This is a genomic window from Elusimicrobiota bacterium (genome assembly GCA_040757695.1).
Taxonomy (GTDB): domain Bacteria; phylum Elusimicrobiota; class UBA8919; order UBA8919; family UBA8919; genus JBFLWK01.
In genome coordinates, this window is the sequence record JBFLWK010000006.1 from 39,782 (window position 1) to 61,905 (window position 22,124).

Sequence of the window (22,124 nt, forward strand, 5' to 3'; positions counted from 1 at the left end):
TTTTAGTCCCTTCATTAAGTATTTTATATTCGCTGTTGCAGTAGTTGTATTTAGCATAATTATTTTCAAACTTTAAGGTGGTGCCTCATTCACAGACCCAGCCGATTTGTTTTGCAGGAACACCTACTACTAACGCATAGTCAGGCACATCTTTTTTGACAACCGCACCGGCACCGATAAAAGCATACTGACCAATAGTTGTCCCACATACTATCGTGGCATTCGCACCGATAGTAGCACCTTTTTTAATAAGTGTGTTTTTGTTGTACCTTCGCCAATTTCTACATTTTCATCAATATAAACCGTTTCATGGACAAAAAAAGTTTTAGTGTTTGCTGTTTTAACCGATATTTTTTTAGCAACATTTTCCTGTTTGTTCTTCATTTCAACTCTATAATCACCTTTTTAAATACTGGGTTTGTCGATACAACTCAAATGCAGTTTTTATCTTTTTTTCAAACGGCTCTCTGGCAAACAGCCGACGACATTCTTTCTTTGATTTAAATAAAATCTTTCGGTATTTTTCAACATCTTTTTGATTTTGAGCAATCTGATTGTTCATAGTATTTTAAAAGCATACATAATATAGCCGATTGACAAAAGTGTTAGCATGCCCTTTTTCTAAAAGGATACGGGCTTCATCAATCGCTTCCCGAGCACGTTCCAGACGATACAACACTAAAGTTTTTGTCTCTTTTGTCATAAAATTATACCTTCCTTTTCAATATTCTGATGAAACGGCATTGCACGATATAAAGGAGTATTCCACTGCTGGCGACCATGAACAATTGCTGATAAAACCTTCCCTGTTTCTAATTCTATAGGATATAATTGACGACAAATAAGATCCTCTCTTTTAAGTGAAACTTCACCGTCAACCAATACGAGTAAGTCATAATCTGCTTCTTCTGAAGCATCACCTCTCGCCCGAGAGCCGTAAAGGATAACCTCTGCAGATGGCTCTATGTTTTTAATTACTTTGCGGCATCTTGTCAACAAATTTTGCTCGTCTTTAGTCATAACCTTAATCTCGCTTAACTGTCTCATATTATTTAGTTCTTGTTGAAAAGTTATCAACAAGAATTATTCTAGCCACTTTATCAGCCACTTTATCAAGTATCTCATATTTGCTGTTGCAGTAGTTGCATTTAGCATAATTTTTTTCAAACTTCAAGGTGGTGCCGCATTTACAGACCCAGCCGATTTGTTTTGCTGGAACACCCACTACCAACGCATAATCCTGAACATCTTTTTTGACAACCGCACCGGCACCGATAAAAGCATACTGACCAATAGTTGTCCCACATACAATCGTGGCATTCGCACCGATAGTAGCACCTTTTTTAACAAGTGTTGGCTTGAATTCATGCTTGCGTTCTATAAATGCACGCGGGTTATACACATTTGTGAATACGCAGGAAGGACCACAAAAAACTTCATCTTCCAGTGTTACACCTGGATATACAGAAACATTGTTTTGGATTTTACATCTATTGCCGATTCGGACATCAGGTCCTATCATCACATTCTGACCAATAATACAACTCTTGCCAATTCTTGAATTTTTGAGTATATGTGAAAAATGCCAGACCTTTGTACCTTCGCCAATTTCTACATTTTCATCAATACAGACAGTTTCATGACTAAAAAACTTTTTCTCGGCAGATTGTTTGCTTTTCATAATTTTCCTTTCTCAAAATACTCAACTATAAAGACATAAAATACAGAAAACATAAAACCAACAATTGTTGATAATAGTACAATTTTACTCCTCTGTGGTGCGATTTTTATTTTCGGTATTGTTGATTCAGCAACGACTGTAGCGGGCTTTGTAGAGTATTTCAGTTCCATTTCTTTCTGTCTTAATTTTTCTTCAAGTTCTGATTGCCTTTTTAATGCGTTTTCTTTGGCAGAAATAAGTGATTGAAATACCAACCCTTGACCCATTGTTTCTGCCTTTTCTTTTTGTACAAATTTCTTATCAAGTTGTTCTATTTCATTTTTTGTAGAGCCAATTTGCTCTTTTAACTTATTCATTTCGTCATCTACAATACTCAATGCGCTTTTTATTATTTCATCCTGCCTTTTCAGAATTAAGGAAACGATTTCATCAACCAATTTTTTGGCTTTTTCAGGTGACCTGTCTTTTCCGGATACTAACAGATAACCTACTTTGTCTTTAATACTAAACTGTTTTCTAATTTTATATGCTTTTTGTCCATCTTTTATTCCTAACTGCTGTAATAATTCTCGCAAATAGGGATTAAGCGGATTCTTGAATAATACTTCTAATATCTCAGCAGTTTCTATCGGTGTTTTCTGTATCTTTGCCGGCTCAATAATTGCAGTTGTTTCATAGACAGGTGGTAAAAGTAATGAAATTACAGCAGACACAACTGCACAGCCAACTGTAAGCCCGACGAGCAATTTCCATCTTTTCACAATCACATTTACATAGTCCCTTAAATCAATCTCCTGCTCTTGCATTGTTTCCTCCAGAAACACAAGATTACAGCGATAAAATCGCCGATTACAACGATGTCATTAACCGACGGATTTCACATCGTCTGTTGCCAAAATTTAAAAATCAACTCTGAATTTACCGACATTATTGCCATCAAATTTTACTTGAAATTCTTTTTCCGGGATGTAATTTAATTCCAGTCCGTCCATCGCTGTTTTAAGAGCATTTTGATATATCCTCTCATTAAACCCAGGACCTAATTTTGTATGAACATAATAGCAGGATTTAATTATATTTCCCGTCAATTGGTCTCTATCACTGTAATCTTGTTCTTTTATCGCTGTCATCTTTCATAATCCTTCTTTTATTTTCTCAACAATATATTTTATCTTCTCCTCGTCCAGTTCCGGATACATCGGAAGCGACAGCGTTTCATCCTGTGCTTTTTCAGATACAGGAAAATCACCTTTTTTGTAACCTGAACTTTCATAAACTTTCTGAAGATGCAGCGAACACGGATAATATATCTGACAGGCAACACCGTTTTCCAATAAATACTTCTGGACTTTATCTCGGGTTGCTTTGTCTTTGAACCGAATCGTGTAATAATTAAACGAGTGTTTGCAATTTTCTGAAACCTTAGGCACAACCGCGGTATCTTTCAGTAATTCATTATATTTTTGTGCAACTTTATTTCGCATTTCAGTCCATTTATCAATATATCTTAATTTTACCGAAAGAATCGCTGACTGAATTGTATCCAGTCGTGAATTAAACCCATCCAGTTCAGAAAAATACTTCTGTCTCTGCCCGTGATTCCGAAGCGCCTTTACATTTTCATAAATCTCTTGGTTATTAGTAATTACCATCCCACCGTCGCCAAAACAACCGAGATTTTTTGCCGGAAAGAAACTGAAACAGCCGGCATCGCCGAAAGAACCAGTAAAACGATAATCGGTAGATGGTAAACGGTATCTTGCAGAGAAAGATTGTGCGCAATCCTCAATATCCAGTAAATTATTTTCTTTAGCAATTTTTAGTATTTCCGACATCTCACAGGGATGACCGTAAAGATGAACAGGCAAAATCGCTTTCACTTTTGCTTCTTGCTTCTTGCTTCTTGCTTCTATGCACTCTCTTATTTTCTTCGGGTCGATATCATATGTTTCCAAATCAATATCCACGAAAACAGGCACACCGCCCGCTTGAACAATCGCCTCTGATGTTGCTATAAATGTAAATGGTGTTGTAATAACTTCATCACCTTTTTTGATACCGCAAGCAAGAAGTGCAATCTTTATCGCATCCGTTCCGTTTGCAACACCAACGGCATATTTTGTGCCGCAGTATTTTGCGAATTCTTCTTCAAATTTTTTTACTTCGTCGCCTAAAATAAAATTTGTTTTGTTTAAAACATTCTTTATTGCAGCGTCAATTTCCGCTTTAAGCCCTTCGTAATTAGCCTTCAAATCAACCATCTGAATTTTCATAAAACTCCTTAAAAGCCTTTCGCCAGAATATCTTGCATATGTATAATACCGACGACTTTTTTTCGTCTGTTAAGCACGGGTAAAACTACAATCGTCTTTTCTCTGTTCTGCATTATGTTAAGCGCATCTGTCGCCTTTATATCTGAATATACAAATATCGGTTGGGGATTCATAATATCTTTGATTTTTTTTGTAAATATATTTTCTTTTCGTTCCAAAATTTTTCTTATGTCGTAATCAGTTATAAAACCAAGCAGTTTCTGGTTTTTATTTATAACCGAGACAGCGCCACATCTTTTTTTTGTAATTTCTAAAAGCATATTTTTTATTGAATCATCAATTCTGATTGTTGCGTTATTCTCGCCAGTTCTCATAATATCGCCAACTGTCAAAAGCTGTTTCCCTATCATTCCGCCAGGGTGAAGCAGTGCAAAATCATCCGATTGAAATTTTCTCATTTTCATCAGTGTAATCGCAACCGCATCACCCACGACAAGCGCAGCGGTTGTAGAATTGGTTGGCGAAAGATTCAATGGGCAGGCTTCACTACCTATTTTTGTGAACAAAACAACATCTGAGTTTTTAGCAAGTATTCCTTCAAGATTGGCTGTTATAGAAATTATCTTGGCACCTATTTTCTTGATTGATGGCAACAGCCCCAAAAGTTCATCGCTTTCGCCTGATTTACCGATAGCAAGAATTATATCGTTTTTATGAACAACACCTAAAGAGCCATGCATACCTTCTGTAGGATGTAAATAAATCGCAGGTGTACCTGTTGATACCAGTGTGGACGCTATTTTTTGTGCAATGTTTCCTGATTTCCCAACACCGGTTACAATCACTTTCCCTTTACAATTAAAAATCATCTGAACCGCTTTTTTATATGATAGGTCAACATCTTTTCTAACAATTTTTAATGTTTCTATTTCGTTTTCTATTACATCTTTTATGTTTTTAAGTATATTCATACATTCAAGCCCTTTTCAGCAAGATACGAAATTAAATTAACACAGTGCTTGTTAAAAACATTTTCAGAAGTGCTCAATATCACAAACGGAGCAGTTGTTGTTTTTCCATTCTTTATTCTGCGATAATAATTTATATCCGGGATATCAAGCTTCTTAAATGCGGATTCGGTTAAATCAGCAAGTTCGTTATCACCATCAATAAAAAAATTTTTTATACCGGAGTTATATTTTTCAAAAATTAAATTTTGGATAGTGCTTCTGATATGCGACAGTATTGTTATTGTTCTTAATGTATAATTATACGATTTCCGTGCTTTTTCAGAAAAACCCTTCGGGGTTAAAAGATATCGGATATTGCGACGGTTAATCTGTTTTATTTTTATGTAGCCGGTTTTTGTAAGACGTTTTATTATAAGATTCGTCAGCCCTAACGAGATACCAAGTTTCTTGGCAACCACTCGCTGGTTAAAAGAAGCGCTATTGGCTAATTCCTGTATTATTGCAAATTCTCGGTCTGATATCGTCGTTTCCATAAAAACCACCAATTGTTCAATTTTTGAACATTATACAAAAAATAAAGAAATCTGTCAAGTAAAAAAATGTATTTGCAATTTTTTTATTTTTTTGATATAATTATAAATGTATGAATAATAGCAGACAATCTTGGGGTTCTAAATTAGGAGTGATACTTGCAGTTGCAGGAAGCGCTGTTGGACTCGGTAATTTTTTGAGGTTCCCGGTTCAAGCGGCACAGAACGGTGGCGGTGCATTTATGATTCCTTATTTTATCTCATTCCTTTTACTCGGTATCCCGTTAATGTGGATTGAATGGACGCTCGGCAGGTTCGGAGGTGGTTTTGAGCACGGCACTGCACCTGGTATTTTTCATACAATGTGGCAAAAAAATAGATTCATAAAATACTTCGGTGTTATCGGCATTTTTGGTCCTATTGTAATTTTTATCTATTATACATATATTGAATCATGGCTGTTGGGTTATACTTTTTTTACAATAACAGGTAAATATACAACTGCTACAACACCTGAAACAATGAAATCGTTTTTAGCCGGCTATCAAGGATTGGCAAAAAACGATTACTTTTCTGGAATCAGTACTGCTTATACTTTTTTTATTATTACCTTTATTCTGAATATCGTCGTTGTATATTACGGGATAAAAGGTGGTATTGAGAAACTTTCAAGAATTGCGATGCCTGTTTTATTTATCTGCGGAATTTTAATTACTATACGAGTCCTTACACTCGGCACACCTGATATGACAAAACCTACCTGGAATCTCAAAAACGGCTTGGGTTTTTTATGGAATCCGGATTTCTCTAAATTATTAAGCAGTAAGGTTTGGCTGGCAGCAGCAGGCCAGATTTTTTTCACACTTTCCGTCGGAATCGGTGTGATTTTAACATATGCGTCATATCTGAAAAAGCAGGATGATGTTGTCTTATCCGGGCTTACCGCAGCAACGACAAACGAGTTTGCAGAAGTAATTTTAGGCGGCTCTATTGTGATACCAGCTGCATTCGTGTTTTTTGGCCCTCAAGAGATTGTGCCGATTGCAAAAAGCGGCGCATTCAATTTGGGTTTTGTAACAATGCCGTTAATTTTCGGAAAAATACCGTTTGGCTTGGTTTTTGCAACATTATGGTTTCTGCTGCTTTTTCTCGCAGGTGTTACTTCGTCGGTCTCGTTAGCACAGCCAGCAATCGCATTTTTAGAAGATGAGTTTGATTTATCACGCAAAGAAGCGATTGGTATTTTTTCAGTTGTCTGTTTCGTTTTATGTCAGCCTGCAATATTCTTTTTAGGACAAGGTGTTGTTGATGAATTGGACTTCTGGGGTGGAACTTTTTGTCTGGTTTTGTTTGGGACTGTTGAAGCGATTTTGTTTAGTTGGGTGTTCGGAATTGATAATGCGTGGGATGAGATGCATATCGGTGCGGATATAAAAATTCCAAAGTTTTATAAGTTCATAATCAAATATATCACTCCGCTGTTTCTGATTTTGATTCTGATTTTCTGGTTTATACAGGATGGATTGCCTGTAATTTTCATGAAAAATGCTTCGGCTGAAAATTTTAATTTTATGGTCCTGACACGAATAATGCTGGTTGGGCTTTTTGTACTTTTAGCAGTTCTTGTCAAAATTGCTTGGAATAGAAAGGTAACCACAAATTAACACGAAAAAAATATGATATTTTCAGGCTGGCTTTTTTTATCGGTTTCATGGTTTTTTATATTATCGCTGATAGTTTTTTGTTTCACAAAAATCTTGAAAGAAGACAAAAATGCAGGTTAAAGGTAAAAAGTTAATAGAGCGGATAGTGGATAGCGTAAAGAGAATAGCGGATAGAAATCCAACTGCTAACCGCTCTCCTCTTTCCTCTATTCTCTCTCTGCTATTTGCTATTAGCTATTTGCTGTTTGCTGCCTTTACCGGCTGCGCTACAGCACCAAAAGTTCAGCAATCAATCAATGTCGGGTTTGATTGTGATGATACACTTCTTTTTTCTACACCAGCATTTGAGATAGCGAACAAAAGCGAGTATTCCGAATACTCAGATGAATGGTGGGCAATCGTTAACAAAAGTGATGAAGGCAACAGTATTGTAAAAAAAGTAACAGAAAAAATTTTGAACGAGCATAAACAGAAATGTGACGAAATTTTTGTGATTACCTCACGCGAAGATTTTGAAGGTGATATTTTAAGAGATTTTTTGAACAAAACCTTTGGTATTAAAAAACAGAATATTTATTTTGAACATAAAAAAGCAAATAAAATTAAAGAACTTAATATCTCAATTTTTTATGGTGATTCTGACTCGGATATTACTGCAGCACAAGAAGCAGGTGCAAAAGGGATAAGAATCTTACGCTCTCCAAAATCTTCCTATAAAGGTAAATATCACCCCGGCCAGCTCGGCGAAGAAATCATACCAAATTCAGAAGAATAAAATACTAAATGTTCCAATACTACAGGAGTTCATCAGAAAGGTCGGATTTTTGTGGTGGTTTCTTATTGATAGGTTTAACAGTTGGTTCAGGTGTTTTACGAGTTGGCTGTTTTTGATATGGTAAGTTTTGTATAAATGCCGGGTCTTCTAAAATCGGCTGCAGGGAATCTGGGATATGGCCGGTATAGATAGTAAGCATTACAGGGTCAACAGATAGGGCAGTAGCAAATTTTTTTATTGTTTTGTCGTCAGAAGGCGGGTTTCGTTGTCCTTGAATAATTTTTGAGATAAAAGAAGCGTCAACACCACACTTACGGGCAAGTTCTCTGACGCCGATATGTTTTTCTTTCATTTTTGAAGTGACTATCCTGACAAACGAATTCATTTCTGAGTTCTTAATTCTGAATTCTGTTATTATTATAGCGGTCGGCGGGCACCACTGAACCTTTTTCTGTAGTATGTTTCGTTCAGCGAGTTTATGGTGACCTTTTTAGCACCGTAAGAGGCATGGATAAATTCATCATTACCGATATAAAGCCCGACATGGTTTATTCTTGACCGATACGGATATTTTCTAAAAAAAACCAAATCGCCTGGTATCAGTTCATCCCGTTTTATTTTCTTGCCCATCTTAAATTGAAGCCGTGATGTTCTCGGCAAAATCGTCCCTAACGAGCTGTAAATCATCTGCATAAAATACGAGCAATCAATTCCTTTCTCAATATCTGTACCGCCGTATCTATATGAGACACCTAAAAAATCAAAAGACAAACTTATCAACTCATTAAGTACCTCGTCTGAAATATCTGTATCCGTCTCTTCAACTTCAGCAAGTTTATCAGGATTGAACTCGTCCACAAAACCTGCTGATATATTCTCTTCTGCTAACAATTTTGCGATTACAAACTCCACTGTTTCTTTTTGTTCATATGGACCGACAATAATTTTGTAGTAGCCGTTAGAACTTAAAATTACTGGATAGTTATGGCTGGCGAGATATAACTGATGTGTTATTGCTTCATCCTTATCTTTGAAAAGTCCTGCTTGGATGAAATATTCGCTGTAAAGGCAGGTAAAAGGTAAAAGGTAAAAGGTAAAAGGTAAAAGGTAAAAAAATTTTTTCATCTTAATAATTCATTACAAAACCATATCGGGTTTCAACCATTTTGATTCTTTCATAGTCGGGATGTTCGTCCAAGATTTTTTTGTAAATTTCTTTTGCCTGAGAAAATCTTTTAGTATCTTCATAAATAACACCAAGCCGATACATTGAATCCACCAGGAACTGCGAGGATGTATAGTTTTCTAAAACCCGGTTAAAACAGAATTCCGCTTTGTCAGGTTTAGAGAATGTCTGGTAAATATCGCCGAGATAGAATTGAACTTTTGGTGCCCACTCTTTGTCTGAATTGTCATCTATAAATTTCTGTAACTTTCCTGTTTTAATAAAATTAGTCGCCCAGTAAATAATTACAACAACTATAACGACAAAAAGTAAAAATTTCTTCATTTAACTATTACAATTTTTAATTTTGCATTTTTAATTTTTAATTGCCTTTACTGCGGTTGCTTTTTTATCATATCGCCAACCATCACAGGTTCCCGAGCCATTATTACCCTGCCTGTACAGGTTTCACTCTGTACATCTGTTGTGATTTCAAGCACACCTATCTTTCTTATAAGGTTACCAAGGTTTTCATTTGTTTCAGGGTGAATAATACTTCTGTCTTTTCTATAAATAGTATATCTGTCAAGCGCTTTTACATTCTGTTTTTTTCCTAAATCCAGAAAAACAATATCGCTCTGTCCGATAATTATTTTTCGGTCTTTTTCACCTGAAACATAACCGTCAAATTCCCAGTTCTCACCCGCAATAACGGAATCCTCTTCAGCTTTTTTAACAGGCGGCGCAGGTTCTTCTTTTTTAATAACCGGAGCGGGAGCAGGCGGTGCGGGAGATGTGGCTGCAAGAGTATCTGTAGAAACAGCAGGTTCTTCTTTTTGGGTTTCAGCCGTTACAACTGTATCTTCCACTTCTACAGGAATAACTAATTCATCGCCTGGAAATATCCAATGTGGATTCTTGATAAATTTGTTGTAGGAATGAATTTTTTTCCATTGCAAATAATCGTTGTAAAACTTCTGTGCTATACTGGATAGCGTATCGCCATTAACAACAGTATAAACCTTTAACTGCTGTTTAGCATAAAGACAGGTAGTAAAGGCAGGTAAAAGGTAAAAGGTAAAAGGTAAAAATATAGAAATAAGTAAAGGCAAACCTAACCATCTAGTTTTCTTTTTCATAAAACCCCCTGATATATAATAAATAATTATAAAGAATTTTTCAGGTTTTGTCAATAGAAATTTTGGTATTACATATTTTTATCCAATGACCGATACTGTATTGCTTCTGCAATGTGCGAGGTTTCAACACCTGACGAACCCGCGAGGTCAGCAATGGTTCGGGCAACTTTTAAGATTCTATCATGTGCACGTGCAGAAAAACCGAGTTTGTCCATTGCATGTTTCAACAGTTTTTTACTCTCATCGCCAATCTCACAGTAGAACTTTATCTGCTTAGATTCCATATGGGCATTACAATAGATATTTTTTTCAGTTTTGAACCTTTCTTTCTGAATCTGGCGTGCTTTAACAATCCGTTTCCGTATATCAGCTGACGAATCAGCAGCCATTGTATCAGATAGTTCTTCAAATTTTACTGACGGCACATCTATATGCAGGTCAATTCTGTCCATCAACGGGCCTGATATTTTGGAGATATACTTCTGTATCACGAATGGTGTGCAGGTGCATTCTTTCGTCGGATGACCGTAGTAGCCACACGGGCAGGGATTCATTGCTGCAACCAGCATAAATCTGGCTGGATATGTAAGTGATGCCTGTGCACGAGAAACGGTAACGATTCCGTCTTCAAGTGGCTGTCTTAAAACCTCTAAAACATTTCTATGAAATTCTGGCAATTCATCTAAAAACAGAACACCATTATGTGAAAGCGACACTTCGCCAGGTTTTGGATATGAGCCGCCGCCAATTAAGGCGACATCTGAAATCGTGTGATGCGGTGCACGAAACGGACGGGTAGCGATAAGTGCTGAATGTACACTTGTAAGCCCTGCAATAGAATGAATTTTTGTGGTTTCAATTGCTTCTTCAAACGACATCGGCGGTAATACCGTCGGGATTCGTTTAGATAGCATTGTTTTGCCACTGCCAGGCGAGCCGATTAAAAGTATGTTATGCCCGCCAGCGCAAGCGACTTCTATCGCGCGTTTAACAAATGACTGTCCTTTGACATCTTTGAAATCAAGATTATAACAGGACGAGGCAGAAAAAATTTTTAGCAAATCAATTTTATAACTGGCTGGTTTGGTTTCAATAGTAATTATTTCTACTGCTTTTTTGAGATTATTTGCTGGATAAACATCTAACCCGTCAACAATCGCAGCCTCGTTTTTGTTTGCTTCCGGCAGAACCAGCCCGTCAAACTTTTCTTCATTCAGTTTGATTGCTATCGGAAGTACCCCGTTGACCTTTCTGATTGAGCCATCAAGCGAGAGCTCGCCAACAAGCGAGTATTTGTTATTGCTCGTTTTTATCTGCTCGGTAGCAACCAGAATCCCTATCGCAATAGGCAGGTCAAAAATCGCACCTTCTTTTTTTACACCTGCAGGCGCCAGATTGACCGTTACTTTTTTGGTAGGAAAATCATAACATGAGTTTTTTATTGCCGAGATTACGCGGTCGCGTGATTCTTTTACCGAGGTATCAGGCAGTCCAACAATTGAAAATGTTGGGAATCCTGCAGATATATCAACCTCTACAGTAACGATGTAACCGTTTATGCCATAAACAGATGCTGAATAAACTTGCGAAAGCATTTTTTACTCGCTTTTATCTTTTATAAGTTTTCCTGGATAATCTCTTTTAATTCAGAAAGTGATGGCAGTTTGAATATATCCCGTATAAAAATTCCGCGGCGTGTAGTTTTTCGCCAGGACAGATATGCAACCTTATTAGTTTTGCTTACCTGTGGTAATGATGACGAAAAATAATTGTCGTTGACCAGAGTATCTGTCTTTTTAGTTTTGAGATTAACGATAAAAACACCTTTGTTTTCAAAAAGGTCTCTGACTACTTCGTCTTTGATACGGTATTTTCGGCGCCACGAGCCGAGAAAAACAATATTCTCAATATTTCCTGTAAATGTCGGAAATTTATTAAAAAAATTGTCAGAAACAATCTCCTCCGGAATTTTTTTATCAATATCTAAAACATACACACCGGAGAAATCCAGCGAATCAATTTTGCCGTCATTATTTGTATCTCTTCGTCGGGATAGATAAACAATTTTTTTATTATCAGGTGAGAATTCAGGAAAAGAATTATCAAATCTGTCTTTTGTGAGTTGAACAGTGACTTTAGTAGTGATATCTGTTAAATATACTGAAGACGCATCCCTGAAGTCAATTTTGCCATCACCATTAGTATCCGTCCGCCAGGAAGCGTACAGAACAAACTGGCCATTGTTTGATATAGATGGTAATGTATTTTCATATAAATCCGGTACCAATTCCGAAATTATTTTTGTTTTTATATCAACGGAATAAATCCCGGAATTCCCGCCCAACCGCCGCCAGCCACAAAAAACAACTGATTTCCCATTGGGCGAAAAAACCGCCTTTTTATTATATATCTCGTCGGATACGAGAACTTGTTCGTCGCCTTTTTCCAAATCAAAAATAAAAATTGCCGGCGAATCCTTGCTGTCAATTCTACCATCATTATTTGTATCTCGTCGGCGAGAAAGATAGATAACATACCTGCCATCCGGCGAAAACGAACAATCAGAGTTGATATATCTGTCATCTACAATCTGTTTTTCATTTCTACCATTTGTATCTATAATATAAACACCGCCATTATCAAGATGATTCAGTCGGCCATCATTATTGGTATCTCGTCTTGCAGATATAAAAACTATTTTTTTACCATCATTTGAAAAACTTAAATATGTATTATAAAACTGGTCAGACGATATTTTTTTATAATTTGTGATTTCTGTAATATTTTGGATTATTTCATCAGACGCTTTAAGCTCTATACATCTTAAAAGGTTTTCTTTTGTTTTTACAGTATCGCCTTTTTTGAGGTATGCTTTTGCGAGATAAAACTGTGCTTCGCAATTATCCGGATTTTTAGAAAGCATTGCCGAAAAATGGCTGATTGCATTGTCGTATTTACCGGTATTTAATATTTCAATTCCTTTTTCTAAATTTGATTTAAACAAAAACATATTTTAAATTGTGAAACCAGAAGGAACAAACGCATTTTTTATATGTTCAATTTTATTCTCACAAATTGCAACAACATCAAAACGGTAATTTGTAGTCAGCGAATTTTTTTTAATATAGATAATCGCAGCATATGCTAAATTTCGCTGTTTGTAGCCAGTCACAGAATACTCCGGTGCACCGTATTTGTCAGAACCTTTTCTTGTTTTTACTTCTATAAAAACGATTGTATCATCATCGCGGGCAATAATATCAAGCTCGCCATATCTGGTTCTGAAATTTTTAGTAATGATTTTGTAGCCGGCATTTTTGAGAAATTGTTCTGCCTGGAACTCACCTGATTTCCCAAGTTCACCTTGTGATTGATGCGTCATAGATTTTTACCGGTTTAAAACTTTTTCTGTGAAGTTGACAGGGACCAAAATTGTTTATTGCATCAATATGCAGTTTTGTTCCGTAACCTTTATGTTTTATAAAACCGTAATTCGGAAAATATCTATCATACCCAATCATCAACAGATCTCGTGTAACTTTAGCAATCACAGATGCAGCCGCAATAGAAGCACTTTTTGTATCACCATCTATGATTGTAATTTGCGGAATTTTTATATCTATCGGTTGGTTACCATCTATAAGCACCAAACAGGGTTTCAAATTCAATCTCTTAACAGCAAGTTGCATTGAAAGTTTGGTTGCTTTCAGGATATTGATACGGTCAATTGTGAAATTATCAATAATACCAACCTGGCAGTCAATACAGTTATTAAGTATTTCATTAAAAACTGCAAATCTGGTTTGGGTTTTAAGTTTTTTTGAATCATTAAGATTTTTGATAAAGAGATTCCGTTTAAGTATTACAGCAGCTGAAACAACAGGTCCTGCTAAAGGTCCTCTGCCTGCTTCATCAACACCAACCAAAAAGCCTGCACACCGAATTTTTTTATCAAACTCAAACAGTTTTTTCATTACCAGATTGTTCTGTGGTTGATTTTTCTTCTATCCGTGCCGCTTTACCAAATAGTTTTCTTAAATAGTATAGTCGGCTTCTGCTGACCTTACCGCTTTTGACTATTTCAATTTTTTCTATACAAGGCGAGTTCAACAGAAAAATTCGCTCAACACCACTTCCAAACGAAACCTTTCTTACAGTGATTGTTTTACTGTTTCCTGTACCACGTTTTCTTAATACAGTGCCTTCAAAAATCTGTGTTCTTTCTGATTCACCTTCTACAATTTTGTAGTGAACCTTTACTGTATCACCCGGTTTAAAATCAGGATAGTTCTTTTTTACATACTGATTTTCAACAAAACTTACAAGATTTTCCATTTTATCCCCCAGATATAACGGCAAATTCCAAACTACGGCAATTAAAAATTATAAATTAAAAATTAAAAAGAATAAATTGCTACATTGCTAACCATTCAGCCATTCAGCCATTTAACCATTTAATGTTTTTCAGTTATTTGATTCTCTTTTTTAGCAAATCAGGTCGCTTTTTGAGAGTATTCCGAATTGCACTTTGTTTTCGCCACTCCATTATTTTTTTGTGATTACCTGATAAAAGTACTTTAGGAACTTTTAAATTGCGAAAATTATAAGGTCTCGTATAGACAGAACTTGTAAGACCATCAGACCAATGTGAATCTTGTTTAATGGAATTGCTTTTTGCTACAACTTTTGGTATCAAACGAACTACCGCATCTACAACGACCATTGCTGGGATTTCACCACCAGTCAAAATGTAATCACCGATTGATAACTCTTCATCTACAAATTTTAATACCCGTTCATCTACACCACCGTAATGCCCGCAAACAAATATCAGATGCTGATATTTAGCAAGTTCTTTTGCCTTTTGTTGATTAAAAACTTTTCCCTGTGGTGAAAGAAGAATCGTTCTACAATTTTTAATTTTTAATTTTGAATTTTTAATTGTTTCTATCGCTTTAACAATTGGCTCAGCCATCAGAATCATTCCAGAACCGCCGCCGTAAGGTTTATCGTCAACCGTTTTATGTTTCCCAATTGCGAAGTCACGAATATTTGTAATCTGTATATCTACCAATTTTTTTTCAGTTGCTTTTTTTATTATACTTGCTGAAAAAACATTCTTAAAAACTGCTGGAAAAAGTGTAAGAATATCTATTAACATTTTATTCAGCAATTTCTACTCTGTAATGCTCGTTGTTTTTTGTTGCAGATGCAGAAACAACCTGACGGATTGCTTTTATAATTCGTCCTTGTTTACCAATTATTCTGCCTTTATCTGTCTCATCAACTTTTATTTTTACAACATTTCCATAATCCGTCTCGGCAATAGAAACCACAACACTCTCTGGTTTATCCACAAGTGCCTTAACAATGTATTCAACAAGTTCTTTCATATAGAAAATCTCCTTATTTATTCGCGTCTATTTGCGTTTCTTGTATTTGGGATTTTTTTAGCAAGCCTTTTACCGTATCAGAAACAATCGCACCCGCTTTTATCCAGTAATTTATTCTTTCAACATTTAACGAGATATCTTTCCCGTTTTTATCGCGTGGATTGTAATAACCAAGTTGTTCTATCGGTTTACCAACAGTTCGTTTCTTTGAGTCAATTGCTACAACACGATAGATGGGCTTAAGTAATTTCCCTATCCGTTTTAACCGAATTGCAACCGCCATATTAAAACCTCCTTAATTTTTCTATACTTTTTTCAATACCCAACCCAGCATTGAAAATAGAATTCCCAGCAACAACGATATCACTACCTGCATCTACAACAGATGATATTGTATCAAAATTTATTCCACCATCAACACTTATTTTATAAGTAAGATTTTTAGCTTCTCTGATTTTTTTCAATTCTGCTATTTTTTTTAAGGCAGATGGAATAAATTCCTGCCCGCCGAAACCGGGATTGACACTCATCACAAGCACTAAATCTGATTTGTCCAGATATTTTTCTATCACAGTAACCGATGTCGCAGGATTAATAGCAATGCCAGCTTTAAGTTTGAACGATTTTATTTTTTTTATTACTGCTGACGGATTTCTTACCGCTTCTATATGGAAAGTCATCCAGTCACTGCCTGCTTTCACAAACGATTCAATATATCTTTCTGGCTCTGTTATCATAAGATGTGTATCTAAAATTAAACTGGTTTTTTTTCTTAATGATTCTACAACAACCGGTCCTATCGTGATATTCGGCACAAAATGGCCATCCATTACATCAATATGCAAAATTTTTATACCTGCAGATTCACATTTTTTTATATCTTTCAATAGATTAGAAAAATCTGCTGATAATATAGATGGTGCAATCTCAATACTCATTATCATGGAAAGATTTTTTATTCCCCACTTTAGTGGGCTTGTTTGTTTTTCAGTGTTTTCAGTGGCAATTCTTTCAATTTCCGATACAATGAATATAGAGCAAGTGCTCTATATTCCGACGACAAAACATATAGAGCAAATGCTCTGCAACCTATCTGTGACTATCCAAGTTCATTTGTGATTGCTTTTATAATTTTCTATACTTCAAGTGTCAATCAATTATGCGATTATCCTGTAAATCCTGTCAGAATCTTTTTTCGCCGACTGAAGTCGGGTATAAATCTTTTTTTCAGATTCATATGTCTGTCTAATTTGTGGTTTCGCTTTTCTCTTTAACAGATATCCAGAACTCTACTGGCTTTTCTTTAGTAATGACATTATCACTTTCAGGTGTTTGTTTGATTATTGTATTTTCAACTTCCAACGATATAGTGTCTTTAACCGTATTTATATTTTTTATGATGATACCATTCTGGTTAGCCCACTCTTGCGCTTCTGTAATATTTCTGCCATTAAAATCAGGCATAAGTAACATACCTTCCGGCGGACTGCCTAACGATACAACTATATTCACAAGTGCATCTTTGGGAACTGTAGTATTCGCTGGTGGTTCTTGCGAGGTTATTTTTCCTTTTTCAAAAATAATTGAGTATTTTTCTGATTGCTCACCTAAATCCAGCCCGTTTTTTCGCAGTATCAATTGCGCTGACCGAACTGTCTGATTGATTAAATTCGGTGTAAAAATAACCTCGCCACCAGAAGAGATAATTACATTAACTGCTTTGCCTTCTTTTATTATACTGCTGGCTGGCGGGGTCTGTGAAATGATTAATCCTGCAGGCACATTGGGATTAAACTCTTCACCACTTTTTTTAAGATATAAATTCAGTTGTGATAAAATATCCAGCGAATCCGCGATACTTTTACCAATAATATTAGGGACAATTCTGTCTTTTTTGCTATGAATCAACGCATCTATTAACCGATTTATCCCAACAACAAACGCAATCACCGCTATTATCACCCACAAAATCCACAGTAATACTTTCTTCATTTAATAGATAATCCGCGGTCCCGCCGCCATTTTTTCAAGTCGTTTCACCCGTTCCTGTATCGGCGGATGTGTTGAAAACAACTTAAATATTGCATCGCCTTTTAATGGATTGACAATAAACATATGTGCAGTTGTTGGCTCAACATTTGATGAAATATGTTTTGATTGACTTTCCAATTTTCTTAAAGCAGCAGCAAGTGCCATCGGCATTCCTGTCAGTTTCGCAGCACCTTCATCTGCACCATATTCACGGGAACGCGAGATTGCAAGTTGAATAAGCAGTGCTGCTATCGGTGCGATAATTGCAGCAGCCAAAAGACCGATACCACCACCTCTGTCTCTGCTATCTCCACCTCTTGAACCACCACCAAAAATTGCAGCCCACTGCGCCATTCTGGCAAGTAGTGATATTGCACCTGCCATTGTTGCTGCAATTGTTGCTATTAAGATATCGCGATGTCTGATATGTGAAAGTTCGTGTGCAATCACACCTTCAAGTTCGGTTTCATTAAGTATATCCATAATACCATTCGTTACAGCAACTGATGCATTTTTAGGATTCCTGCCGGTTGCAAACGCATTCGGTATATTCATTGGCAGAATATAAACCTTCGGGACAGGGATGTTACCCTTCACCGCAAGCCGTCTGACAACACGGTATATTGATGGTGCTTCTGTTTCAGATACCGGTTTTGCACCATACATTGCAAGCACTATTTTATCTGAAAACCAGTACATAAAAAAGTTCATAATCGCTGCAAATATAAACGCAGTAACCATTCCCTGCTGACCACCAATAGCATTCCCGATTAACAGAAAAAGCGCCATCATAGAAAGCATCAGCAAAAAAGTTTTTAAGCCGTTCATAAAAAACCACCCCCCCCCTTTAACAGCAAATTCCAAATCCCAATTTTCAATTTAACGGCAAACTCTAAATTCTAAACTCTAAGTTCTTATTATCATTATACCAAAATTATCAGATTTGTCAATATAATTTTTCGCCAATGGCAAGTTTATGACCTAACAGAAATGACCATGCGGACATAACATTTTTTGAGGCAGGTTGGATGGTCTTAACGAGCAAGAACCCGGGGTTACACTTCACAACAAACCCGATATTTTTTGGAATTGAAACAATAGAACCGGCAGGACAAGATTGAGAAATGGATAGATTGAAAGATGGCAAGATTTCTGCATCAATGATTTTTAAATTTTTCATTTTTAATTTTAGCATAGCGTCATTTTTAATTGCAGTATACGCATTTGGCCACGGCTTGGTGCCGCGGATTAAATTGTATATTTCATTTACTGGCTTGTCCCAGTTGATTTTACCATCTTCTTTTTTCAATGGTGGTGCATATGTTGGTGAACCTACCTGTGCAGCACCTTTTTCGCCAATTGCTACTTTTGACAATGTTTCGTCCAGAACTTGAATTGCAACCGGAATAAGTTTTTTTTGTAGTGATAAAGTATCGTCGTCTCTGCCGATTTCAATTTTTTTCTGAAAGATTATCTTGCCAGTATCAAGTCCTTCATCCATAAAAAAACTACTTACACCTGTTTCTGACTCGCCGTTAATAATCGCCCACTGAATAGGCGCAGCACCTCTGTATTTAGGCAGAAGTGAAAAATGTAAATTAACACACCCAAACGGAAAAATATCAAGCACTTCTTTTGGCAAAATTTTTCCGTAAGCAGTAACAATACCAAGTTGAGAGTTGACGGTTGACAGCTGAGTGATAAAATCTCTGTCGTTAAGAGATTCGGGTGTTATTACAGGAATATTTTTTTCTATTGCTATTTTTTTTATTGGAGATGGTATAAAATGAAAGTGTCTGCCTGACGGTTTATCACTGCGGGTAACTACACAGACAACATTTTTCTCTTTAAGCAAATGCTCAAAAATAGGCACAACATATTCAGGTGTACCAAAAAAAATAATATCCACTTAAAAATTATACAAAAATCTAAAAAAAATTGCAATAAAAAAATTTTTGGGAGAAGGGGGGATGGGGTGTAAAATTATTCCAGTTTGTTGAACAGGCGAGTGAGTAGTGCCTTGACGCAATCTTCGGCGGGTTCCGGGGTAAGCGCTGCGAGTGTTTCACGGTCAGTATAAATTACAAAACCGCAAAACCGTGCCAAAAACCGAAAACCGCAAAAACCGAAAACCGGAAAACCGTGGGAAAACCGCAAAACCGCGCAAAACCGCAAAAACCGAAAAAACCGAAAAAACCGGAAAAACCGCGAAAAACCGGAAAAACCGGGAAAAACCGTGCCAGAAAAACCGTGGAAAAACCGGAAAAACCGTGAAAAACCGTCAAAAACCGTGCCAGACTTGAAATTTTCAAATTTTTTGAGACATCATACTGTAGCCACTTGTAGCCGAGTTTCAAATTTATAATTTGTAGGCGTGAACTTTCAGTTTACGGCATTACGACTACTCAGTATTTTCAGTGACTTCAGTGGCATTCATCTTTCTCTAAATTCCAAATTTCTCCGAACTCCAAATCCTAAATTTTCAATTAGACCATTTGGGCTAATTGAAAAACCAAAAATTACCGACAAGCAAAATTCAAATGTAAGCATTTGCTTACATTTTGATTCCAAAAAGAAAAAGCTCCAACAAATCGGAGCTACTACAATTGGTAATAACGAATTTACATTCGCCATTACCAATTTTACATTTTTAATTTTTAATTTTAAATTGTAGTTTCTACCCACCCCACGAAAATTTCTGAGTTATTAACAGAGGCAACATCTATGGATTCCGTGCTTCTGTGGCTTATTTGTTATGCCCGAGGCAGAAATGAAAATACTTTCGTTTGAGTTGCCATTTTTTTAATAGATTCACTCTATCAAAAAACACGATACCATTTAAGTGGTCAATCTCGTGTTGAAAAACTCGTGCCAGCAGTCCTTCAACTTCTATTTTCAATTCTTTCTCGTCAGGTGTTATACCGTAGACGACAATTTTTTCAGCTCGTTTTATTTTTGTTGTGATACCCGGGAATGACAGGCATCCTTCTTCTAAATAACAATTCCCATCAGCAGATAATCTTTCAGGATTAAACAACACGACTGGTTGGGGCTTACCGTCGGGCTTTATGTCTGCTACAAAAACGCTTGATAATTCGCCAACCTGATTCGCGGCAAGCCCGATTCCGTTAAAAAAATACATCGTTTCAAGCATATTTCTGGATAGTTTTATCAGTTTGCCGTTAAGGAGGTTGATTTTCTCTGTTTTGGTTTTAAGTATTTTTTCCGGATATTTTTTTATTTGGAGAATAGCCATAGTAATAACATCAATTAAAAATTAAAAATTAAAAATCAACAGAAACTATTTACTTAATTGTTTTTTGGCTTTCTGTATCATATCTTTTGATTTTTTATGGTTCGGGTCAAGTTTTAAGACCTCTTCCCATTCTGCGATTGCTTTCTCATATTCCCGTTTCCGATACAGATTCACTCCTGCAGTATAGTGCGAACTCATCCGGTTAAGTTTTTCTTGTTGCGAACTTTCTGGTGTTGCAGATGGTTCAGCAGATGGCTGTTGTGGTGTTGCTGCCGGCTGGACAGTTTCAGCCGGTGGAGATGAAGGCGTAGGTGTAGGTGTAACAGGTGGCGGCGAGGGGGGGTGAACAATTCCTTTTTTTGTACGGTTTTTTTCAAGAATTTTTATGATTGCTTCTTTGAATTTGCTTTTTTGCTCTTCGTCTAATTTTTCTAAAATTTCTACGAGTGATGGGATTGCAGTGTTATCACCGATTGTAACAAGTGCGTCTGCAACCGCTTCATATACTGTGATATGCCGTTTCTGACTCAAAACAGGTGTTAGTAAAGGTATTGCGTTTTTGTCGCCAATCGCACCCAGAACATTTATTGCAGCAATTGCAACTTCATCTTTTTTATCACAAACCGCAGGTGATAACGCACGAATAGCATCAAGACCGCCGATATTTCCGATAGCATAGATAGTAGCGAGCCGAACCATTATATTTTTATCAGTTAGCAGATGTGAAATAGATTGGATTACAGAAGCACCTGCCCCCCCACCTCCCACTTCGCTCTTGCTGATTACACCGAGCACATTTACGGCTGAAATTTTTACATCCGGTTTTTTGTCTTTTGTCGCTTCAATAAGCGGTCCTATTGCTGTTTTATTGCCTGCCTCGCCTTTTTGTGCTAATCCATCAACTGCTTTAAGCCGAACCTCTTTTTTAATATCTCGGATTGCAACTGCGAGTGCACTGACTGCGGAATCATCCTGGATTTTAGAAAGTGCTTCAACAACTGCTAACCGCACATTAACACTTTTGTCGTTTAATACATCGCGTAATGGTGCGACAAAATCTGATTTCCCGATTTCACCGAGCGACTTTGCGGATGAGATGCGGACTGACTGCTTTTTGTCCTTTAACCCTTTGAGGTACTCCTGAACCATAAGTTCATCAGCATAGAGGCAGTGTAAAGTGTAAAGTGTAAAGTGTAAAGAAACTGCCAAAACCAAACCCAACCTCTTTTTCATAGACGCCTCCCCT

General features: G+C 36.6%; 31 protein-coding genes and 1 pseudogene. 2 read left to right on the plus strand and 30 right to left on the minus strand.

Going from position 1 to position 22,124, the window contains the following annotated elements; translation table 11 throughout:
• Positions 1-94 precede the first annotated feature (94 nt).
• The 11 genes and pseudogenes from AB1349_02060 to AB1349_02110 all read right to left on the minus strand — a co-directional run bounded on the left by AB1349_02060 (position 95) and on the right by AB1349_02110 (position 5,458).
• Positions 95-262 (minus strand): annotated as a pseudogene (locus tag AB1349_02060) (N-acetyltransferase).
• Entirely contained in the window at positions 211-384 is a 174-nt protein-coding gene (locus tag AB1349_02065) for a hypothetical protein (GenBank protein MEW6556121.1), read from the minus strand. Before AB1349_02065 ends, AB1349_02060 begins: the two are co-directional and overlap by 52 nt.
• Positions 385-397: 13 nt before the next feature.
• Entirely contained in the window at positions 398-562 is a 165-nt protein-coding gene (locus tag AB1349_02070; GenBank protein ID MEW6556122.1) for a hypothetical protein, read from the minus strand.
• A 6-nt stretch (positions 563-568) separates the two neighbouring features.
• Complete coding sequence (locus AB1349_02075) at positions 569-703, minus strand: hypothetical protein (protein MEW6556123.1); 135 nt, start codon at positions 701-703, stop codon at positions 569-571.
• Complete coding sequence (locus AB1349_02080) at positions 700-1,047, minus strand: nucleotidyltransferase domain-containing protein (GenBank protein ID MEW6556124.1); 348 nt, start codon at positions 1,045-1,047, stop codon at positions 700-702. The genes AB1349_02075 and AB1349_02080 overlap by 4 nt, the downstream gene beginning before the upstream one ends.
• Position 1,048: 1 nt before the next feature.
• Positions 1,049-1,681: a DapH/DapD/GlmU-related protein gene (locus AB1349_02085; protein ID MEW6556125.1), complete on the minus strand. Its 633-nt coding sequence runs from the start codon at positions 1,679-1,681 to the stop codon at positions 1,049-1,051.
• Positions 1,678-2,487 (minus strand): Wzz/FepE/Etk N-terminal domain-containing protein, encoded by an 810-nt coding sequence (locus AB1349_02090; GenBank protein ID MEW6556126.1) that lies wholly within the window; start codon positions 2,485-2,487, stop codon positions 1,678-1,680. The genes AB1349_02085 and AB1349_02090 overlap by 4 nt, the downstream gene beginning before the upstream one ends.
• Before the next feature lie 93 nt (positions 2,488-2,580).
• Entirely contained in the window at positions 2,581-2,811 is a 231-nt protein-coding gene (locus AB1349_02095; GenBank protein ID MEW6556127.1) for a GxxExxY protein, read from the minus strand.
• Between the two features lie 3 nt (positions 2,812-2,814).
• The gene (locus AB1349_02100; GenBank protein ID MEW6556128.1) at positions 2,815-3,954 is read right to left on the minus strand and encodes a DegT/DnrJ/EryC1/StrS family aminotransferase; all 1,140 of its coding nucleotides are present in this window, start codon (positions 3,952-3,954) and stop codon (positions 2,815-2,817) included.
• An 8-nt stretch (positions 3,955-3,962) separates the two neighbouring features.
• Positions 3,963-4,925 (minus strand): KpsF/GutQ family sugar-phosphate isomerase, encoded by a 963-nt coding sequence (locus AB1349_02105; protein MEW6556129.1) that lies wholly within the window; start codon positions 4,923-4,925, stop codon positions 3,963-3,965.
• A complete protein-coding gene (locus AB1349_02110; protein MEW6556130.1) occupies positions 4,922-5,458 on the minus strand; it encodes a winged helix-turn-helix transcriptional regulator in 537 nt (178 codons plus the stop codon). The genes AB1349_02105 and AB1349_02110 overlap by 4 nt, the downstream gene beginning before the upstream one ends.
• Before the next feature lie 110 nt (positions 5,459-5,568).
• Here AB1349_02110 and AB1349_02115 point away from each other — a divergent pair, with 110 nt between their 5' ends.
• Positions 5,569-7,119, plus strand: a complete 1,551-nt coding sequence (locus tag AB1349_02115; GenBank protein MEW6556131.1) for a sodium-dependent transporter — start codon at positions 5,569-5,571, stop codon at positions 7,117-7,119.
• Between the two features lie 109 nt (positions 7,120-7,228).
• Complete coding sequence (locus tag AB1349_02120) at positions 7,229-7,894, plus strand: HAD family acid phosphatase (GenBank protein MEW6556132.1); 666 nt, start codon at positions 7,229-7,231, stop codon at positions 7,892-7,894.
• 19 nt (positions 7,895-7,913) lie between these two features.
• Here AB1349_02120 and AB1349_02125 read toward each other — a convergent pair whose 3' ends face one another.
• The 19 genes from AB1349_02125 to AB1349_02215 all read right to left on the minus strand — a co-directional run bounded on the left by AB1349_02125 (position 7,914) and on the right by AB1349_02215 (position 22,111).
• Positions 7,914-8,246 (minus strand): helix-turn-helix transcriptional regulator, encoded by a 333-nt coding sequence (locus AB1349_02125; protein ID MEW6556133.1) that lies wholly within the window; start codon positions 8,244-8,246, stop codon positions 7,914-7,916.
• Positions 8,247-8,311: 65 nt separating this feature from the next.
• Entirely contained in the window at positions 8,312-9,019 is a 708-nt protein-coding gene (locus AB1349_02130) for an NlpC/P60 family protein (protein MEW6556134.1), read from the minus strand.
• 1 nt (position 9,020) lies between these two features.
• Entirely contained in the window at positions 9,021-9,404 is a 384-nt protein-coding gene (locus AB1349_02135; GenBank protein ID MEW6556135.1) for a tetratricopeptide repeat protein, read from the minus strand.
• 47 nt (positions 9,405-9,451) lie between these two features.
• Positions 9,452-10,198 carry a LysM domain-containing protein gene (locus AB1349_02140; GenBank protein ID MEW6556136.1) on the minus strand — a complete coding sequence of 249 codons (747 nt, stop codon included), beginning with the start codon at positions 10,196-10,198 and terminating at the stop codon, positions 9,452-9,454.
• A 68-nt stretch (positions 10,199-10,266) separates the two neighbouring features.
• A complete protein-coding gene (locus AB1349_02145; GenBank protein ID MEW6556137.1) occupies positions 10,267-11,793 on the minus strand; it encodes a YifB family Mg chelatase-like AAA ATPase in 1,527 nt (508 codons plus the stop codon).
• Between the two features lie 20 nt (positions 11,794-11,813).
• The gene (locus tag AB1349_02150; GenBank protein MEW6556138.1) at positions 11,814-13,208 is read right to left on the minus strand and encodes a tetratricopeptide repeat protein; all 1,395 of its coding nucleotides are present in this window, start codon (positions 13,206-13,208) and stop codon (positions 11,814-11,816) included.
• A gap of 3 nt (positions 13,209-13,211) precedes the next feature.
• Entirely contained in the window at positions 13,212-13,580 is a 369-nt protein-coding gene (locus AB1349_02155; GenBank protein ID MEW6556139.1) for a YraN family protein, read from the minus strand.
• A complete protein-coding gene (locus AB1349_02160) occupies positions 13,558-14,172 on the minus strand; it encodes a ribonuclease HII (protein MEW6556140.1) in 615 nt (204 codons plus the stop codon). The genes AB1349_02155 and AB1349_02160 overlap by 23 nt, the downstream gene beginning before the upstream one ends.
• Positions 14,156-14,533, minus strand: coding sequence for a 50S ribosomal protein L19 (rplS, locus tag AB1349_02165; GenBank protein ID MEW6556141.1), 378 nt, complete (start codon positions 14,531-14,533; stop codon positions 14,156-14,158). Before rplS ends, AB1349_02160 begins: the two co-directional genes overlap by 17 nt.
• 133 nt (positions 14,534-14,666) lie before the next feature.
• On the minus strand, positions 14,667-15,359 hold the full coding sequence (gene trmD / locus AB1349_02170; protein ID MEW6556142.1) for a tRNA (guanosine(37)-N1)-methyltransferase TrmD: 693 nt from the start codon (positions 15,357-15,359) through the stop codon (positions 14,667-14,669).
• A 1-nt stretch (position 15,360) separates the two neighbouring features.
• Positions 15,361-15,591: a KH domain-containing protein gene (locus AB1349_02175; GenBank protein ID MEW6556143.1), complete on the minus strand. Its 231-nt coding sequence runs from the start codon at positions 15,589-15,591 to the stop codon at positions 15,361-15,363.
• A gap of 13 nt (positions 15,592-15,604) precedes the next feature.
• Positions 15,605-15,874 carry a 30S ribosomal protein S16 gene (gene rpsP, locus AB1349_02180; GenBank protein MEW6556144.1) on the minus strand — a complete coding sequence of 90 codons (270 nt, stop codon included), beginning with the start codon at positions 15,872-15,874 and terminating at the stop codon, positions 15,605-15,607.
• Position 15,875: 1 nt separating this feature from the next.
• Positions 15,876-16,529, minus strand: a complete 654-nt coding sequence (gene rpe / locus AB1349_02185; protein MEW6556145.1) for a ribulose-phosphate 3-epimerase — start codon at positions 16,527-16,529, stop codon at positions 15,876-15,878.
• 307 nt (positions 16,530-16,836) lie between these two features.
• Positions 16,837-17,583: a PASTA domain-containing protein gene (locus AB1349_02190; GenBank protein MEW6556146.1), complete on the minus strand. Its 747-nt coding sequence runs from the start codon at positions 17,581-17,583 to the stop codon at positions 16,837-16,839.
• Complete coding sequence (gene htpX, locus AB1349_02195; GenBank protein MEW6556147.1) at positions 17,584-18,450, minus strand: zinc metalloprotease HtpX; 867 nt, start codon at positions 18,448-18,450, stop codon at positions 17,584-17,586. It abuts the gene before it with no gap.
• A gap of 118 nt (positions 18,451-18,568) precedes the next feature.
• Positions 18,569-19,531 (minus strand): methionyl-tRNA formyltransferase, encoded by a 963-nt coding sequence (gene fmt, locus AB1349_02200; GenBank protein MEW6556148.1) that lies wholly within the window; start codon positions 19,529-19,531, stop codon positions 18,569-18,571.
• A 172-nt stretch (positions 19,532-19,703) separates the two neighbouring features.
• A complete protein-coding gene (locus AB1349_02205; GenBank protein MEW6556149.1) occupies positions 19,704-19,934 on the minus strand; it encodes a hypothetical protein in 231 nt (76 codons plus the stop codon).
• 434 nt (positions 19,935-20,368) lie between these two features.
• On the minus strand, positions 20,369-20,878 hold the full coding sequence (def, locus tag AB1349_02210; GenBank protein ID MEW6556150.1) for a peptide deformylase: 510 nt from the start codon (positions 20,876-20,878) through the stop codon (positions 20,369-20,371).
• Between the two features lie 45 nt (positions 20,879-20,923).
• Positions 20,924-22,111 (minus strand): HEAT repeat domain-containing protein, encoded by a 1,188-nt coding sequence (locus AB1349_02215; protein MEW6556151.1) that lies wholly within the window; start codon positions 22,109-22,111, stop codon positions 20,924-20,926.
• Positions 22,112-22,124 lie beyond the last annotated feature (13 nt).

Coding starts and splice junctions, on each gene's coding strand:
- rpsP (MEW6556144.1), bottom strand. CDS start 15,874: ATGGCGGTTGCAATTCGGTTAAAACGGATAGGGAAATTACTTAAGCCC.
- trmD (MEW6556142.1), bottom strand. CDS start 15,359: ATGTTAATAGATATTCTTACACTTTTTCCAGCAGTTTTTAAGAATGTT.
- AB1349_02155 (MEW6556139.1), bottom strand. CDS start 13,580: ATGACGCATCAATCACAAGGTGAACTTGGGAAATCAGGTGAGTTCCAG.
- AB1349_02140 (MEW6556136.1), bottom strand. CDS start 10,198: ATGAAAAAGAAAACTAGATGGTTAGGTTTGCCTTTACTTATTTCTATA.
- AB1349_02120 (MEW6556132.1), top strand. CDS start 7,229: ATGCAGGTTAAAGGTAAAAAGTTAATAGAGCGGATAGTGGATAGCGTA.
- AB1349_02130 (MEW6556134.1), bottom strand. CDS start 9,019: ATGAAAAAATTTTTTTACCTTTTACCTTTTACCTTTTACCTTTTACCT.
- AB1349_02150 (MEW6556138.1), bottom strand. CDS start 13,208: ATGTTTTTGTTTAAATCAAATTTAGAAAAAGGAATTGAAATATTAAAT.
- AB1349_02095 (MEW6556127.1), bottom strand. CDS start 2,811: ATGACAGCGATAAAAGAACAAGATTACAGTGATAGAGACCAATTGACG.
- def (MEW6556150.1), bottom strand. CDS start 20,878: ATGGCTATTCTCCAAATAAAAAAATATCCGGAAAAAATACTTAAAACC.
- AB1349_02090 (MEW6556126.1), bottom strand. CDS start 2,487: ATGCAAGAGCAGGAGATTGATTTAAGGGACTATGTAAATGTGATTGTG.
- AB1349_02135 (MEW6556135.1), bottom strand. CDS start 9,404: ATGAAGAAATTTTTACTTTTTGTCGTTATAGTTGTTGTAATTATTTAC.
- AB1349_02065 (MEW6556121.1), bottom strand. CDS start 384: ATGAAGAACAAACAGGAAAATGTTGCTAAAAAAATATCGGTTAAAACA.
- AB1349_02075 (MEW6556123.1), bottom strand. CDS start 703: ATGACAAAAGAGACAAAAACTTTAGTGTTGTATCGTCTGGAACGTGCT.
- AB1349_02215 (MEW6556151.1), bottom strand. CDS start 22,111: ATGAAAAAGAGGTTGGGTTTGGTTTTGGCAGTTTCTTTACACTTTACA.
- htpX (MEW6556147.1), bottom strand. CDS start 18,450: ATGAACGGCTTAAAAACTTTTTTGCTGATGCTTTCTATGATGGCGCTT.
- AB1349_02145 (MEW6556137.1), bottom strand. CDS start 11,793: ATGCTTTCGCAAGTTTATTCAGCATCTGTTTATGGCATAAACGGTTAC.
- AB1349_02080 (MEW6556124.1), bottom strand. CDS start 1,047: ATGAGACAGTTAAGCGAGATTAAGGTTATGACTAAAGACGAGCAAAAT.
- AB1349_02190 (MEW6556146.1), bottom strand. CDS start 17,583: ATGAAGAAAGTATTACTGTGGATTTTGTGGGTGATAATAGCGGTGATT.
- AB1349_02070 (MEW6556122.1), bottom strand. CDS start 562: ATGAACAATCAGATTGCTCAAAATCAAAAAGATGTTGAAAAATACCGA.
- AB1349_02175 (MEW6556143.1), bottom strand. CDS start 15,591: ATGAAAGAACTTGTTGAATACATTGTTAAGGCACTTGTGGATAAACCA.
- AB1349_02160 (MEW6556140.1), bottom strand. CDS start 14,172: ATGAAAAAACTGTTTGAGTTTGATAAAAAAATTCGGTGTGCAGGCTTT.
- AB1349_02115 (MEW6556131.1), top strand. CDS start 5,569: ATGAATAATAGCAGACAATCTTGGGGTTCTAAATTAGGAGTGATACTT.
- AB1349_02100 (MEW6556128.1), bottom strand. CDS start 3,954: ATGAAAATTCAGATGGTTGATTTGAAGGCTAATTACGAAGGGCTTAAA.
- AB1349_02105 (MEW6556129.1), bottom strand. CDS start 4,925: ATGAATATACTTAAAAACATAAAAGATGTAATAGAAAACGAAATAGAA.
- AB1349_02110 (MEW6556130.1), bottom strand. CDS start 5,458: ATGGAAACGACGATATCAGACCGAGAATTTGCAATAATACAGGAATTA.
- rplS (MEW6556141.1), bottom strand. CDS start 14,533: ATGGAAAATCTTGTAAGTTTTGTTGAAAATCAGTATGTAAAAAAGAAC.
- AB1349_02085 (MEW6556125.1), bottom strand. CDS start 1,681: ATGAAAAGCAAACAATCTGCCGAGAAAAAGTTTTTTAGTCATGAAACT.
- AB1349_02125 (MEW6556133.1), bottom strand. CDS start 8,246: ATGAAAGAAAAACATATCGGCGTCAGAGAACTTGCCCGTAAGTGTGGT.
- rpe (MEW6556145.1), bottom strand. CDS start 16,529: ATGAGTATTGAGATTGCACCATCTATATTATCAGCAGATTTTTCTAAT.